At 75.1% G+C, this 14093-nt stretch carries 15 protein-coding genes; 8 read left to right on the top strand and 7 right to left on the bottom strand.

What is annotated here, in order from left to right:
• Window positions 1-116: 116 nt before the first annotated feature.
• A complete protein-coding gene (locus tag BD833_RS19085) occupies window positions 117-911 on the top strand; it encodes a methyltransferase domain-containing protein (RefSeq protein WP_243737805.1) in 795 nt (264 codons plus the stop codon).
• Here BD833_RS19085 and BD833_RS19080 read toward each other — a convergent pair.
• Window positions 898-1992: an FUSC family protein gene (locus tag BD833_RS19080; protein WP_166534739.1), complete on the bottom strand. Its 1095-nt coding sequence runs from the start codon at window positions 1990-1992 to the stop codon at window positions 898-900. The two genes, BD833_RS19085 and BD833_RS19080, sit on opposite strands and share 14 nt — an antisense overlap.
• Window positions 1993-2288: 296 nt before the next feature.
• Between BD833_RS19080 and BD833_RS19075 the strand changes: the two genes are divergently transcribed.
• The 4 genes from BD833_RS19075 to BD833_RS19060 are packed head-to-tail and all read left to right on the top strand — an operon-like array spanning window position 2289 to window position 5902.
• Window positions 2289-2930 carry an ABC transporter permease gene (locus BD833_RS19075; protein WP_166534738.1) on the top strand — a complete coding sequence of 214 codons (642 nt, stop codon included), beginning with the start codon at window positions 2289-2291 and terminating at the stop codon, window positions 2928-2930.
• A complete protein-coding gene (locus BD833_RS19070; RefSeq protein ID WP_166534737.1) occupies window positions 2923-4104 on the top strand; it encodes an ABC transporter ATP-binding protein in 1182 nt (393 codons plus the stop codon). Before BD833_RS19075 ends, BD833_RS19070 begins: the two co-directional genes overlap by 8 nt.
• On the top strand, window positions 4101-4916 hold the full coding sequence (locus tag BD833_RS19065) for an ABC transporter permease (protein ID WP_166534736.1): 816 nt from the start codon (window positions 4101-4103) through the stop codon (window positions 4914-4916). The genes BD833_RS19070 and BD833_RS19065 overlap by 4 nt, the downstream gene beginning before the upstream one ends.
• Window positions 4916-5902: a glycine betaine ABC transporter substrate-binding protein gene (locus BD833_RS19060; RefSeq protein ID WP_166534735.1), complete on the top strand. Its 987-nt coding sequence runs from the start codon at window positions 4916-4918 to the stop codon at window positions 5900-5902. Before BD833_RS19065 ends, BD833_RS19060 begins: the two co-directional genes overlap by 1 nt.
• Window positions 5903-5995: 93 nt before the next feature.
• Here BD833_RS19060 and BD833_RS19055 read toward each other — a convergent pair whose 3' ends face one another.
• From BD833_RS19055 to BD833_RS19045, 3 genes are all read right to left on the bottom strand, one after another.
• Window positions 5996-6748: a MerR family transcriptional regulator gene (locus BD833_RS19055; protein WP_166534734.1), complete on the bottom strand. Its 753-nt coding sequence runs from the start codon at window positions 6746-6748 to the stop codon at window positions 5996-5998.
• Between the two features lie 64 nt (window positions 6749-6812).
• Window positions 6813-7259, bottom strand: coding sequence for a YdeI/OmpD-associated family protein (locus BD833_RS19050; protein WP_166534733.1), 447 nt, complete (start codon window positions 7257-7259; stop codon window positions 6813-6815).
• A 10-nt stretch (window positions 7260-7269) separates the two neighbouring features.
• The gene (locus BD833_RS19045) at window positions 7270-7647 is read right to left on the bottom strand and encodes a hypothetical protein (protein ID WP_208092768.1); all 378 of its coding nucleotides are present in this window, start codon (window positions 7645-7647) and stop codon (window positions 7270-7272) included.
• A gap of 75 nt (window positions 7648-7722) precedes the next feature.
• On the opposite strand from BD833_RS19045, the gene BD833_RS19040 reads away from it, so the two are divergent.
• A complete protein-coding gene (locus tag BD833_RS19040; protein WP_166534732.1) occupies window positions 7723-8319 on the top strand; it encodes a TetR/AcrR family transcriptional regulator in 597 nt (198 codons plus the stop codon).
• Between the two features lie 11 nt (window positions 8320-8330).
• Window positions 8331-9218: a haloalkane dehalogenase gene (locus BD833_RS19035; RefSeq protein ID WP_166534731.1), complete on the top strand. Its 888-nt coding sequence runs from the start codon at window positions 8331-8333 to the stop codon at window positions 9216-9218.
• Here BD833_RS19035 and BD833_RS19030 read toward each other — a convergent pair.
• Both BD833_RS19030 and BD833_RS19025 read right to left on the bottom strand, forming a co-directional pair.
• Window positions 9215-9811: a TMEM165/GDT1 family protein gene (locus BD833_RS19030; protein ID WP_166534730.1), complete on the bottom strand. Its 597-nt coding sequence runs from the start codon at window positions 9809-9811 to the stop codon at window positions 9215-9217. The two genes, BD833_RS19035 and BD833_RS19030, sit on opposite strands and share 4 nt — an antisense overlap.
• Before the next feature lie 86 nt (window positions 9812-9897).
• Entirely contained in the window at window positions 9898-11397 is a 1500-nt protein-coding gene (locus tag BD833_RS19025; protein WP_166534729.1) for a diguanylate cyclase domain-containing protein, read from the bottom strand.
• 247 nt (window positions 11398-11644) lie between these two features.
• Between BD833_RS19025 and BD833_RS19020 the strand changes: the two genes are divergently transcribed.
• Window positions 11645-12742, top strand: a complete 1098-nt coding sequence (locus BD833_RS19020) for an MFS transporter (RefSeq protein ID WP_166534728.1) — start codon at window positions 11645-11647, stop codon at window positions 12740-12742.
• Window positions 12743-12749: 7 nt separating this feature from the next.
• Here BD833_RS19020 and larC read toward each other — a convergent pair whose 3' ends face one another.
• Window positions 12750-13961: a nickel pincer cofactor biosynthesis protein LarC gene (gene larC / locus BD833_RS19015; protein ID WP_166534727.1), complete on the bottom strand. Its 1212-nt coding sequence runs from the start codon at window positions 13959-13961 to the stop codon at window positions 12750-12752.
• Between the last annotated feature and the right edge of the window lie 132 nt (window positions 13962-14093).

Below are 14093 nucleotides of genomic sequence, written 5' to 3'. Positions count from 1 at the left end.
GTGCTCTGCGGGTTCTGCAGGACCCGCACAGCGCGAACGCGACCCCCAGTCCGAGGCCATCCCATCAGCTGAGAGCAGTGTTCCGAAGAATGGGACGACGGAGTAGGACTGTCGCCGTGGACACCTACACGCACGGCCACGCCGAGCCGGTCCTGCAGTCGCACCGCTGGCGGACGGCGGAGAACTCGGCGGCCTACCTGCTCCCGTCGCTGCTCCCGGGGCTGGACCTGCTCGACGTCGGCTGCGGGCCGGGCACCATCACCGTCGATCTCGCCGCCCGGGTCGCCCCCGGCCGGGTGCTCGGGCTCGACGTCTCCGCCGATCCGCTCGACGAGGCCCGGGCGGCCGCCGAGCGGGCCGGGGTGGCGGTGACGTTCGCGGTCGGGGACGGCTACGCCCTCGACCTGCCCGATGACTCGTTCGACGTCGTGCACGCCCACCAGGTGCTGCAGCACCTGACCGACCCGGTCGCCGCGCTGCGCGAGATGGCCCGCGTGTGCCGGCCCGGCGGGGTGGTCGCCGTGCGCGACGTCGACTACGCCGCCACCACGTGGTTCCCCGCCGACGCGGGCCTGGACCGCTGGCTGGAGCTGTACGGGCAGGTCGCGCGGCGGAACGGTGCCGAGCCCGACGCCGGCCGCCGGCTGCTGAGCTGGGCGCACGCCGCGGGGCTGCGCGGCACGACGGCGACCGCGAGCACGTACTGCTTCGCCTCGCCGGCCGACCGGCAGTGGTGGGGCCGGTCGTGGGCCGGCCGGGCGACGGCGTCGGCGTTCGCCGAGCAGGCGGTCGGCTCCGGGCTGGCCACCGCGGCGGAGCTGGACGGCCTCGCCGCGGCGTGGCTGCGGTGGGCCGAGGCCGACGACGGCTGGCTGGGCATGCTGCACGGCGAGCTGCTCATCCGGGTGTGAGCGCGCTGGCCTGCTGCCGGTGGTGGGCCTCGAGCGCCGCGAGGCTCCGCCGGACGCCGACGGCCACCGCGCCGAGGGCGAAGAACCCCTCGTCGGCGGAGACCGTGGTGCTGCGCAGCAGGATCACCAGCCGGTCCAGCGCGGTGGCCGCCCGCCGCATCTCCTCCTCGCGGCGGGCCGCCGACCCCTCGTCCGCGGAGCTCACGATCCCGGCGAGGCTGTCGAGCGCCTCGGCGAGGAGCCAGCCCGTGCCCGCGCCGGCGGAGTCGACGCCCCGGCGTCCGGGGTGGAACTCGGCCAGCAGCGTCGAGAGGTCGTCGACCAGGACGGCGACGCGGTCGATGGCCCGGGACTCCGCCCGGATCTCCCCCGCCCGGCCCTGCCAGCGACGGGCGCGCGGATTGGCCCGGCGGGCCCGCTCGACCTGCGTCTCGGCGGCCCGCATGCGGTCCAGCTGCCGGTTGAGCAGCCGGTTGCGCTCCGGCCAGGCGTCCGGGTCGGGCACCAGCCCCTCGCGGAGGTCGTCGGCGACGTCGCGCAGGTGGGCGGCGAGCAGGGCGCGGGTGCGGGCGATGTGCTCGACGGCCTGGGTGAGCTGCAGCGGCGGGAAGAGGACGAGCGTGACCAGCACGCCGATGGCGGCGCCGACGAGGGTCAGCCCGGCGTACCGCAGGACATAGGGCCCCGGCGCCCCGGCGCCGACGGTGATCATGAGGACCGCGGCGAAGCTGACCCAGCTCGCCTGGTCCCGCAGCAGCCTGCGCCACTGCTCGACGGCGATGGCCAGGGCCACGATGAGGGCGATGGTGAGCGCGTTCGGCACCTGCCGCGTCAGCTCGTACACCGCGTAGGCCAGGGCGAAGCCCATGAGCATCGCGAGGACGCTCCGCCAGGCCGCGCTCGCCGAGTCGGCGACGGTGGGGTGGACGGCGATGACCGCCCCCAGCGGGGCGTAGTACGCGTACTCCGACAGCAGCGGCGGCAGCATGATCGCCACCTGCCACGCGAGGCCGGCCGCGACGGCGGCGCGGATGCCGCGCTGCACGGGAGGACGGTGCAGGAGCACCCAGATCTGGCTCATCCGGTGCCAGGATGACGCGTGGCCCCGCTTCCGGCCCCGCGAGGTCGGCCGGCGTGGCGCGGGTGGGGCCCCTCGACGGCCCGCGGACGGGGCCCCGCGGGTGGCCTCCGCGCAGATCGTCACGCAACCGTGACCGCGCTTTGACGGGCCCGGACGGCTGTGCCAACGTCGATCCCCGCACGTCGTGGGCCCGGTTCGAGGTCGCCGCGGGCCGGCCGCCGGAGACCGGTGGCGGTGCCGCAGGGCCGGGCGACGACCAGACAGGGCCCGGCGTGGGCCCGGAGAGGTGCGGCCCCATGTGGGACTTCGTGGTCGACCGCCGCGGCCAGATCGCCTACCAGGCGTTCCAGCACGTCAGCCTGGTCGTGCAGTGCGTCGTGCTGGGCACGCTGATCGCGCTGGTCCTGGCGGCGCTGGTCTACCGGAGCGCCCTGGCGACCTCGGTGGCCAACGCGGTCTCGGCCGTGGGGCTGACCATCCCGGCCTTCGCCCTGCTGGGCTTCCTGCTGGCCCCGTTCGGCTTCGGCATCACGCCGGCGGTGATCGCGGTGACCTTCTACGCGGCGCTGCCGGTGCTGCGCAACGCCGTCGTGGGCCTGGCCGGCGTCGACCGGGCGCTGATCGAGTCCGCGCGCGGCATGGGGATGAGCCGCATGGCGACCCTGCTCCGGGTGGAGCTGCCGCTGGCCTGGCCGGTGATCCTGGCCGGCGTCCGCGTCTCCACCCAGATGGTCATGGGCATCGCGGCCATCGCGGCCTACGTGCTCGGCCCCGGCCTCGGCGGCTTCATCTTCACCGGGCTGGCCCGCCTCGGTGGCGCCAACTCGGTCAACTCCGCACTCACCGGGACGATCGCGATCGTCCTGCTCGCCCTCGTCCTCGACCTGCTGCTGCTCCTGCTGGGGCGCCTGACCACCCCGAGGGGTATCCGTGTCTGACACCCTGCCCGCGCCGTCGACCCCCGCCGCCCCCGAGCGCAAGGTCAGCGGGGTACCCATCCGGCTGGAGGGCGTCACCAAGCGCTACTCCGGCCAGGACCGGCCCGCCGTCGACTCGGTCTCGCTGGACATCGCCGCCGGCGAGACGGTCATGTTCGTCGGCCCCTCCGGCTGCGGGAAGACCACCCTGCTGAAGATGATCAACCGGCTCATCGAGCCCAGCGACGGCCGGATCCACCTCGGCGACGAGGACGTCACCAGCCAGGACCCCGACCAGCTGCGCCGCCGGATCGGCTACGTCATCCAGGCCGGTGGGCTGTTCCCGCACATGACCGTCGGCACCAACGTGGGCATGGTCCCGCGGATGCTCGGCTGGGAGAAGCAGCGGGTCACCGAGCGGATCGACGAGCTGCTCGACCTGGTGGGCCTCGACCCGGACGTCTACCGCGACCGCTACCCCAAGGAGCTCTCCGGCGGGCAGCAGCAGCGGGTCGGCGTCGCCCGGGCACTGGCCGCCGACCCGCCGGTGCTGCTCATGGACGAGCCGTTCGGCGCGGTCGACCCGATCACCCGCCAGCGGCTGCAGGACGAGCTCATCCGGATCCAGCTGGAGCTGGGCAAGACGATCGTCTTCGTCACCCACGACTTCGACGAGGCGGTGAAGCTCGGCGACAAGATCGTGATCTTCGACGTCGGCGCCCGCATCGTGCAGTACGACACCCCCGAGGCGATCCTCGCCGAGCCGGCCGAGGAGTACGTCGCCGACTTCGTCGGCGCCGGGGCCACCCTCAAGCAGCTCACCCTCACCCGGGTCAACAGCCTGGAGCTGCGGCAGGTGACGACGGCGTCGGTGGGCGACGACGCGGCCGAGGCCGTGGCCCGCGCCCGCGCGGCCGGGGACGACTTCGTCGTCGTCCTGGACAAGCGCGGCCGGCCGATCAGCTGGCCGACGCTGGCCGAGGTGAGCCGGATGAGCACGGTGCCGCCCACGGTCGACGAGCGGCTGCCCGTGGTCGGGCTGGGCGCCACCCTCAACGACGCGCTGGACACCATGCTCGCCGCCAGCCAGGGAGGCGTGGTCGTGCTCGGCCGCCGGGACGGCATGGCCGGCGTCGTCTCCATCGAGGCGATCATGGAGGCCATCCAGCGGACCCGCCAGGAGACCGCCGGATGACCGCCCTCACGCCCGGGCCGCGGACCGAGCAGAGCGCGGCCGAGGACGCCCGCGACGAGTCCGGCCCCCGCCGCGACGCGACCGGCGGACGCGGTGGCTGGCGGGCGCTTCTCGTCCAGCCCGCGCTCGTCGCGCTGGGCGTGCTCGCCTTCGTGCTGTGGCGGTCCACCGTCACCCTCAGCGACACCGAGGCCCGTCAGCTGGGTGCGGCCACGCTCTGGGACAGCACCCTGCGCCACCTCGCGCTGACCGTCGTCGCGGCCGCCATCGTCCTGGCCGTCGCGATCCCGCTGGGCATCGCGCTCACCCGCCCCGCCCTGCGCCGGCTCACCCCGGCGGTGATCGGGATCGCGAACGTCGGTCAGGCCGCACCCGCGATCGGGCTGTTCGTGCTCCTGGCCATCTGGCTCGACTTCGGGTTCTGGACGACGGTCCTCGCGCTGGTGCTGTACTCGGCGCTCCCGGTCCTGCGGAACACGATGGTGGGGCTGCAGGGCGTCGACGCCCGCCTGGTCGAGGCCGGCCGGGGCATGGGCATGAGCGGGTTCGCCGTCCTGCGCCGGGTCGAGCTGCCGCTCGCCGTGCCGGTGATCCTGGCCGGTGCCCGGACGGCCCTGGTCCTGCTGGTCGGCACCGCCACGCTGGCGACCTTCATCGGCGGGGGTGGCCTCGGCGTGCTGATCAACACCGGCATCACGCTGTCGCTGAACTCCCTGCTGATCAGCGGCGCCGCTCTCGTCGCGCTGCTGGCGCTGGCCATCGACTGGCTCGGCCGGGTCGTCGAGCACGTCGCCCGACCGAAGGGTTTGTGATGGGTTCCCCCCGCAGGTCCGCCGCCGTCCTGGCGGCCGCCACCCTGCTGATGACCGGCTGCGGTCTGCAGAGCGCGAGCACGTTCACCCCGGACGCCGCGGCGGGCGAGATCGAGCCGATCGGGTCGGTCGAGGGCGCGCCGATCACGGTCGGGGCCAAGAACTTCACCGAGCAGCTGATCCTCGGCAAGATCGCCGTGATCGCCCTGCAGGTGGCCGGCTTCGACGTCACCGACCGCAGCGGCATCCCCGGTGCGGCGCCCGCGCGGGCGGCGATGCTCGAGGGCGAGACCGACATGCAGTGGGAGTACACCGGCACCGGCTGGATCAACTACCTGGGCATGGGGGAGGGCATCCCCGACGAGGACGCGCAGTGGGCGGCGGTGCGGGACGCCGACGCCGAGAACGGCATCACCTGGCTCCCGCCCGCCGAGGCCAACAACACCTACGCCTTCGCGGTGCGCAGCGAGGCCGTCGACGAGCTCGGCGGGGTGGCCACCCTCTCCGACATCGCCGCGCTGCCGGTCGAGGAGCGCACCTTCTGCCTGGAGTCGGAGTTCGCCACCCGGGTCGACGGCTTCGAGCCGATGCTCGAGGCCTACGGCATCCCGCTGGGCGACCCGCAGGGCGTGCCCCGGGACAACATCAGCATCCTGGACACCGGCGCGGTCTACACGGCCACCGACGAGGGCGAGAGCTGCAACTTCGGCGAGGTGTTCACCACCGACGGCCGGATCGCCTCGCTCGACCTCACCGTCCTGGAGGACGACCTCGGCTACTTCCCGGCCTACAACATCTCCCCGATCGTGCTCACCGAGACCCTCGAGGAGTACCCGGAGATCGCCGACGTCTTCGCCGAGATCACGCCGCGGCTCACCGACGAGGTGATGATCGAGCTCAACGGGCGGGTCGACGTCGGCGGCGAGGACCCGGCCGAGGTCGCGCTGGACTGGCTGGTGTCCGAGGGCCTGGTCACCCGCGGCTGAGCCGGCGGCGTCGCTCCGGGGGTGTTCCTCCCGCTCCGGGGGTCCGGCCGGACCCCGAGAGCACGGGAACGACCCCCGGAGCGGGCCGGAGCGTCAGCCCTGCCGGGCGGCGTTCGCCTGGATCGCGGCGCTCACGTACTGCGCGAGCCCCGGGGCGATCCGCTCGTAGTACGCGGTGAACCGCTCGTCCTCGACGTACATCCGCCCGAGACCGCCGTGCATCTCGGGGCCGCAGTCGTAGAAGTTCCGGCTGAGCTGCTGCCGGTGCTCCTCGGCGAGGTCCATCGCCGGCTCCGAGTCGGCCGGGACGCCGTCGCGCAGCGCGGTCGCGAACCGGGCCTCGACGTCGTCGGTCTCGGCCTTGACCCGCAGCCAGTCGTCCTTGGTCATGGCGCGGGTCCGCTGCTGGGACTGCGCCCAGGCGTCGGTGCCGCCCCACTTCTCCTCGGCCTCGGCGGCGTACTCCTCCGGCAGCCAGTCGCCGAACACCTCGAACCGCTCCTCCGGGGTCAACGAGATCCCCATGGCACGTGCCTCCATCTCCTTCTCGACGGCCGCGACCATCGCCGACGTCCGCTCCAGCCGGTCCCGCAGCAGCTGGTGCTGCCGGCGCAGGTGCGCGGCGGGATCGGCGGCGGGGTCGTCCAGCAGGGTCGCGACCTCCTCGAGGGGGAACCCGAGCTCGCGGTACAGCAGCACCTGGTGCAGCCGGTCCAGATCGGCCGGCGCGTACTGCCGGTAGCCGGCCGACGTGCGGCCGGACGGCCGCAGCAGACCGATCCGGTCGTAGTGGTGCAGCGTGCGCACCGTGACGCCGGCCAGCGCCGCCACCTGTCCCACGTTCACCGGGCCCTCCCTTCTTCTGACGAGGAGAAGGGAACAGCCTGACGTCGCGTCAGGGTCAAGCGCGCTACCGGGTCTTCTTCCCCGCGCGCAGCGACTCCACGGCCTTCTCGACGCGCGCGGCGCGGGTCTCGGGCTTCTTGGCGTCGGTCACCCAGCGCACCCACTCCTTGCGGTGGCTGGGGGCGAGGCCGGCGAAGAACGCCCGGGCGGCGTCGTCCATGGCGGCGGACAGGTCGTCGGGGAGCGTCACCTCGCGGGGGGCGGTGTCCGGCTCGACGACGACGGTCACCTCGTCGCCGGCCGCGACCCCCGCGGCCGCCCGGTGCTCGGCGGCCAGCGGGATCCAGGACGCCCCGCCCATGGGGGCGACGGTGCTCCGGTAGGTGTGGCCGCCGACGGTGACGACGACCGGTGGCCGCTTGCCCGCACCGAGCGCGGCGACGACGTCGTCGGGCACCTGCAGGCCGGTCGCCGTCTTCCCGGCGAGGGTGACCGTGGTCCGGAACTCCATGCCGCGGAACCTAGGGGGTCGCGGGCGCCCGGTCCACGGTCGGCACCTCCCCGGCGACGCCGGCCCGCTGGGTGATCTGGGCGACGGCGAGCCGGGACCGCCAGGACCGCATGGCCGAGCGGTGCGGCTCCGCGACGGCGAACGCCCGGACGGCGGCCTCGTCGTCCCACCAGGAGACGGTGGTGAACCGGCCGGCCAGCGGCTGCGCGCGCAGGACCAGCGAGCGGGCGCCGGGGCTGCGCGTGGTCTGCGAGCGGATGGCCATGGAGGTGCGGAAGAAGGCGGGCACGTCGCGCAGCCGGCGCAGGTGCAGGGACGTGGTGACGACGACGCCTGGCCCGTCGCCCACGCGGTCGGCGGTCCAGGGCAGGTCGGGGATCAGCGGCACGGCAGCCTCCAGAGACGGTGCTTTACAGGTGTTAACCAGCGTAGCGGCTCTCCTAAACGCCTGTAAAGTGCGGTCGTGCCCGCCCGAGACCTCCGTGCCGACCTGGTCGCCGCCGCCGCCCGGCTGCTCGAGCGGACGAGCTCCGTCGACGGCATCAGCCTGCGGGCCGTCGCCCGGGAGGCGGGGGTGACCGCCCCGGCGGTGTACGGCCACTTCGCCGATCTGGAGGAGCTCCTCGACGCCGTCCTGGACGAGGGATTCACCGTGCTGGCGGCGGCCGTCACCGACGCCGTCGACCGGGAGACCGACCCCGCCGCCCGGCTGGTGGCCGGGTGCCTGGCCTACGTGCGCGCGGGCCTCGCCGCCCCCGGCCGGTACCGGGCGATGTTCGGCCGCCGGCGGGTCGCGAGCGGCGCCTCGGCGTTCGCGCTGCTGGTCGACGGGGTCGCCGCCTGCGTGCACGCCGGCCGGTCGGCCAGCCAGGACCCGCAGGCGGAGGCGAACCTGCTGTGGACCGCGCTGCACGGCGTGGTGACGCTGCGGTCGGCCGCGCCCGAGGTGCGGTGGCCGGAGCTGGAGCCGCAGCTGCGCGCCCTCGTCACCCGCCTGGCGCTGCTGAAGCCGGGCGCGGGGTGGGGAGATCCGGACGGCGGGGCGCCGCCCCGGATGTGAGTATCGGGTGCATGGCCGACGACGTCTCGCCCGAGGACCCGTTCCCGCGCACGCGGATTCCCGTCAAGGACGCCGAGATGGCGTACGTGGACGTCGGCACGGGGGAGTCGATCGTCTTCCTGCACGGCAACCCGACGTCGTCCTACCTGTGGCGCAACGTGATCCCGCACGTCCAGCACCTCGGCCGCTGCATCGCTCCCGACCTCATCGGCATGGGCGAGTCGGCCAAGCTGCCCGACCCCGGCGCGGGCACCTACGACTTCGCCACGCACGCGGGCTACCTGGAGGAGTTCCTCGACGGGGTCTTCGCCGGAGACCGGATCACGCTCGTCCTGCACGACTGGGGCTCGGGGCTCGGCTTCGACTGGGCGGCCCGCCACCCGGACCGGGTGCGTGGCATCGCCTTCACCGAGGCGATCGTCACGCCGGTCACCTGGGACGACTGGCCGGCCGGCGCGCGGAACATCTTCCAGCTCATGCGCGGGCCCGACGGCGAGGCCGCGGTGCTGGACAAGAACGTGTTCGTCGAGAAGATCCTGCCGGCGTCGGTGGCCCGTGGGCTCACCCCCGAGGCGCACGACCGCTACCGCGCCCCCTTCGCCGAGCGGGCGGACCGCTGGCCGACGCTGGAGTGGCCGCGCCAGCTGCCGATCGAGGGGCAGCCGGCGGCCGTCGTCGAGCGGGTCGAGCGGTACGGGGCCTGGCTGGCCGAGAGCGACGTCCCCAAGCTCTTCATCGACGCCGACCCCGGGTCGATCCTCGTCGGCCGGCAGCGGGAGCTGGTGCGCAGCTGGCCGGCGCTCACCGAGGTCACCGTCCCGGGCAGCCACTTCGTGCCGGAGGACTCGCCGCACGAGATCGGCCGCGCGATCGCCGACTGGATCCCGACGCTGCGCTAGGTCAGCGCGCGGACGGTCTCCACGGCGGCCACGACGGCGAAGACGAGGAACAGGCCGGCGGCGACCCGCCGGATGATGGCGATCGGCAGCCGGTCGGCGAGCTTCTTGCCCAGGAGGACCGCCAGCCCGGAGACCACCAGCAGGGCCGCCCAGGCGCCGACGAAGACCGACAGCGGCTCCTCGTAGCGGGCGGCCAGCCCGGCGGTCGCCAGCTGGGACAGGTCGCCCCACTCCGCGGCGAAGAGCACGCCGAAGGAGATGGCGGCCGCGCGCAGGAACGACGTCTGCTCGCGGCTGTCGGCGGCCTCCCCGCCGTCCTCCGCACCGCTGCGCGCGCTGCGCCAGAGGATGACCGCGCCGACGAGGAACAGCAGCGCCACCACCCCGGTCACCAGCGCCTCGGGCAGCAGCGACAGCAGCGACCCGGCGGTGACCGCGATCGCCACCTGGAGGCCGAACGCCGTCCCGACGCCGACGAAGACCGGCAGCGGTGGGAACCGGGTGGCGAGGACGAGGCTGGCGAACAGCGTCTTGTCGGGCAGCTCGACCGGCAGCACGAGGACGAACGCGGCCAGGACGACCGACCAGATCACGAACCACTCCTCGCTCGGCACTGCCGGGCGCGGCTCGGGCAGTCGACCTCTCGGCCGTCCACCGTAGCGGCCGCCGGTCGGCCGGGTCAGGGAGCGGGGACGGTGGGATCGGTCACCGGGCGGGGCGTGGGGACGCGGGCGCCCCGGCGGGCCGCCTTCACCCGGTACATGGCGGCGTCGGAGGCCGCGAGCGCCGAGTCGGGGGTCTCACCGGGTCCGCAGAGCGCCAGCCCGATGCTGATGCCGACGGCGTGCTCGTCGCCGTTCCCCCGGCGCAGGGGCTCGTCGAAGGCGGCGGTGATCCGGTCGGCGATGACCTGGGCGGCCTGCTCGGAGCCGGCCTCCGGGCACAGCACGACGAACTCGTCGCCGCCGATGCGCGCCACCGTGTCGCCGGGGCGGACCGCGGCGGCCAGCCGGCCGGCGGCCGCCACGAGCACCTCGTCACCGGCGGCGTGCCCGGCGGTGTCGTTGACCGGCTTGAACCCGTCGAGGTCGCAGTACAGCACCGCCATCGGCCGGTGAGCCCGCTCGGCGGCGGCCAGGCTCTGGTCCAGCCGGTCCAGGAGCAGGTTCCGGTTGGGCAGGCCGGTGAGGGGGTCGTGCAGCGCCGCATCGCGGAGCGCGGCCTCCAGCGCACGCTGCTCGGTGACGTCGGTCAGCGTCACGACGATGCCCAGCAGGGCGCCGTCGTCGTCGCGCACCTGGGCGCCCGAGCCGCATACGCGGCGCAGGCTCCGGCCGGGGAGGGCGATGCCCATCTCGGCGTCGTCCACGCGTCCCTCCGTGTAGACCCGCCGGAAGGGGACGTCCTCGTACTCGACGGGGGCGCCGTGGACGTCGGTGAGCCCGAAGGCGCGCGGGATGTCCTCCAGGGCCACCGTGGGGTCGGCGTCCAGGCCGTGCCATTCGCGGGCGGTGGCGTTGAAGAGGGTCACTCGTCCCTCGGCGTCCCCGCCGATGACCCCGACCGGCAGCACCTCGAGCAGCGCGCGGGTGAACGCGGTCGAGCGGGCGAGCTCGGCGTGCGCCCGGGCGGTCTCGGTGTGCGCGAGCTGGGTCGCGGCGGCGAGGTCGGCCAGCTCCCGGGCCTGCTGCGCCGCGCGCACCAAGGCGGCGACGGCGGTGGCGACGTCGGTGAGCCGGCTGCGCTCCGCGTCGGTGAAGGAGTGCGGCGCGTCGTCGAAGACGCAGACGGCGGCCAGCAGGACGCCGTCCAGCACCACCGGTGCGCAGCCGAAGGCCCGCATCCGGCCGCGTCGGCCGTCCAGCCAGGGGCTCCGGGCGAACTGCGTCTCGGTGGCCAGGTCGTCGCAGGTCTGCGCGCCCGGCCCGCGCGCGAGCACCGTCGCCACGACCGAGCCGTCGCGCGGCCAGGAGGCCCCGCGGAAGCCGTGCACCGCCATGACCCGCATGACGGCGGTGTCCATGGTGATCACCGATGCGCAGCGCATGCCCGTCAGGGCGGCGGCGGCCCGCACCAGGCCGTCGAGGGCGGGGTCGGCGTCCATGACCGGCAGCTCGGGGTCGGCTCCCGGGCCGGCCGCACGGCCGCGCGCGGGTGCGGACCCGGCCGTGCTGGTCATGGCGTGCGTCCCTCCGGGGCAGGCCGGTGGCTCCGGCCTGTTCAGTTCCGCAACGGCGCGGCGCGGGACGTGGTTGAGGCCCGGCGGAGCAGTTCCCCCGCACGGGTGGCACCCGCTCCGTGCCGGTCCGCGGCCGCGAGAACGGAGGGCCGGGGCCGGAAGGGAAGGGTACGGTCCCGGCATGCGCCGACATTGATCCGACACCGCCGAGCTGCCGCCTCCGGCCCGGGCCCTCGCCCGGCTCGCCGTGGGGTGGGCCGCGCTCTCCGAGCTGGTTCCGCTCTACCCCCTGTACGCCCTGCTGTTCCTCGACACCGGGGTCTCCGCGGGGCAGCTGTCGCTGCTGTTCGCCGTCTGGTCGGTGACCGGGCTGCTGGCCGAGGTGCCCGCCGGGCTGCTCGCCGACCGGTGGTCCCGCCGGGGCGTGCTCGCCGCGGGTGGGGCGCTGCAGGCCGCCGCGTTCGTCCTCTGGACCGCCACGCCGTCCTTCGGCACCTTCGTGGCGGGGTTCGTGGTCTGGGGCGTGGCCGGGGCGTGCACGTCGGGCACGGCCGAGGCGCTGGTGCACGACGGGCTGGCCGACGTCGGCGCCGCGGAGTCCTTCGCGCGGGTCAACGGCGCGATGACGGCGGCCGAGCTGCTGGTGCAGGTGCCCACCGCGCTGGCCGCCGCCGGCCTCTACGCCGTGGGCGGGTACCCGCTGGTCGGCTGGGTCAGCGCGGGGGTGTGCCTGGGCGCCGGCGCCCTGGCCCTGCGGTTCCCCGAGCCGCCGCGCGGCTTCGACGAGGAGGACGACGGCGGCTCGCTCCGTGCCGGCCTGGCGCCGGTGCTGCGCCGCCCGCCGCTGCTCGGAGCGCTCGCCGCGGTCGCGCTGATCGGCGGGCTGGACGGGATGGAGGAGTACTTCCCGGTGCTCGCCGCCGAGCGGGGGGTGCCGGAGGTGGCGGTCCCCGGCGCGGTGCTGATCGTGTCGCTGGCCGGCGCCGCGGGAGCCGCACTGGGCGGGCGGGCCGGCCGGCCACGAGCTCGTGCGCTCGCCGGGCTGCTGGCGGCGTCGGGCGCCGGGCTCCTGCTGCTGCCGGGCGCGCCCCCGGTTCCCGCGCTGCTGCTGCTCTCGGCGGCGTACGGGCTGTACCTGGCCGTGCTGGTGGCCGCGGAGGCGGAGCTGCAGCGGCGGATCAGCGGGCCCTACCGCGCCACCGTCACGTCGGTGGCGGGCGTGGGGATCGAGCTGTCGGCGCTCCTGGTGTTCGCGGCCTTCGCGACGGGCGGCGTGGGCGCGGTGGGGCTGCTCGTGCTCGCCGTCGTGCCGGTAGCCGCGCTCGGGCTGCGGCGTCCGCGCTGAGGGCGGCTCAGCTCCAGAGCGGGGCGGTGCCGCCCGGCGTCGCGGGGCCGATCGGGTGGGCGGCGGCCGCGGCGGCACCGGCCGCGCGCAGCACCTCCTTCACCGGCAGGGCGCGGTCGCGGGCGAGGGCGGCGACGTCCTCGAACTCGACGCTCACGTTCACCAGCCGACCCTCGCTGACGGCGAGCTTCACCCCGACCTCCCCGCCGAGCACGTCGACGGTCGCGGTGCTGCGCTCCAGCGCCACCTTGCCGACCTCCACCACCCGCAGGCCGATCGTCGACGTCGTCGCGAAGACGGTGGCCTGCACCGCGGGTACGGCCTCGGGCCGGCACAGGACCGACAGGGTGTGCGCCGGCCGGCCCTTCTTCATGAGGATCGGCGTCAGCCACGCGTCGGCTGCCCCGGCGGCGAGCAGCGCGTCGAGGACGCCCGGCCACAGCCGTGGATCGAGGTCGTCGACGTTCGTCTCCAGCACCACCGGGCGGGCCGGCGCCGGGTCGGCGGGCTCGCCGAGCACCAGGCGGACCACGTTGGGCAGCTCCGCGGGGTCGCGGCTCCCGGCGCCGGTGCCCACCCGCTCCGGGCGCAGCGCGGGCAGCGTCGTCCACTCGTCGACGCGGGCGGCCAGCAGCGCGGCGCCGGTCGGGGTGCACATCTCGGCCGGCACCGGCCCGGCGTGCACCGGGACCCCGGCCAGGAGCTCCAGCACCGCCGGCCCCGGGATCGGCACGACCCCGTGCGCCCCGCGGGCCGAGCCGCTGCCCAGCGCCACCGGGGAGGCGGACAGCCGGTCCAGCTCCAGGTACTCCAGGCAGGCGACCACCCCGACGACGTCGGCCAGCGCATCGAGCGCCCCCACCTCGTGGAAGTGCACCTGCTCGGGATCGGTGCGGTGCACCCGGCCCTCGGCGACGGCCAGCCGCTCGAACACCGCCAGCGCTCCGTCACGCACCGGCGGCGGCAGCGCGGAGCCGGTCAGCAGGGCGCGGACGTCGGCCCACGTGCGGGCGGCGTCCGTGGGCGGAGCGTGCACGTGGACGCGGGTGGCGCCCAGCCCGTGCCGGGTGACCTGCTCGCTCTCCAGCCGCACCGATTCCACCGGCAGCGCGGCGACCGCCTCGCCCGGCACGTCGAGCGGCACCCCTGCGTCGACCATCGCGCCGAGCAGCATGTCCCCCGACGCGCCGGCCGCCAGATCCAGCCACCCGATGGTCACGCCCCGATCATGCCGTCCTCCAGCGTGATCAGGTCACCTGATCGTCAGTGGTCCTGGCTCAGCGTCGACGGTGAGCCAGGACCCCTCATGGTGAGCCAGGACGGCGGTGGGTCAGCGGCTCAGCGCAGGTGG

The sequence above is a fragment of the Blastococcus xanthinilyticus genome (genome assembly GCF_008124835.1).
GTDB lineage: Bacteria > Actinomycetota > Actinomycetes > Mycobacteriales > Geodermatophilaceae > Blastococcus > Blastococcus xanthinilyticus.
Note: the sequence above shows the minus strand (reverse complement) of the source record. Positions and strands in the feature narration are given on the sequence as shown.

Coding starts and splice junctions, on each gene's coding strand:
- BD833_RS19065 (WP_166534736.1), top strand. CDS start 4,101: ATGACCGCCCTCACGCCCGGGCCGCGGACCGAGCAGAGCGCGGCCGAG.
- BD833_RS19025 (WP_166534729.1), bottom strand. CDS start 11,397: ATGACCAGCACGGCCGGGTCCGCACCCGCGCGCGGCCGTGCGGCCGGC.
- BD833_RS19075 (WP_166534738.1), top strand. CDS start 2,289: ATGTGGGACTTCGTGGTCGACCGCCGCGGCCAGATCGCCTACCAGGCG.
- BD833_RS19035 (WP_166534731.1), top strand. CDS start 8,331: ATGGCCGACGACGTCTCGCCCGAGGACCCGTTCCCGCGCACGCGGATT.
- BD833_RS19050 (WP_166534733.1), bottom strand. CDS start 7,259: ATGGAGTTCCGGACCACGGTCACCCTCGCCGGGAAGACGGCGACCGGC.
- BD833_RS19080 (WP_166534739.1), bottom strand. CDS start 1,992: ATGAGCCAGATCTGGGTGCTCCTGCACCGTCCTCCCGTGCAGCGCGGC.
- BD833_RS19060 (WP_166534735.1), top strand. CDS start 4,916: ATGGGTTCCCCCCGCAGGTCCGCCGCCGTCCTGGCGGCCGCCACCCTG.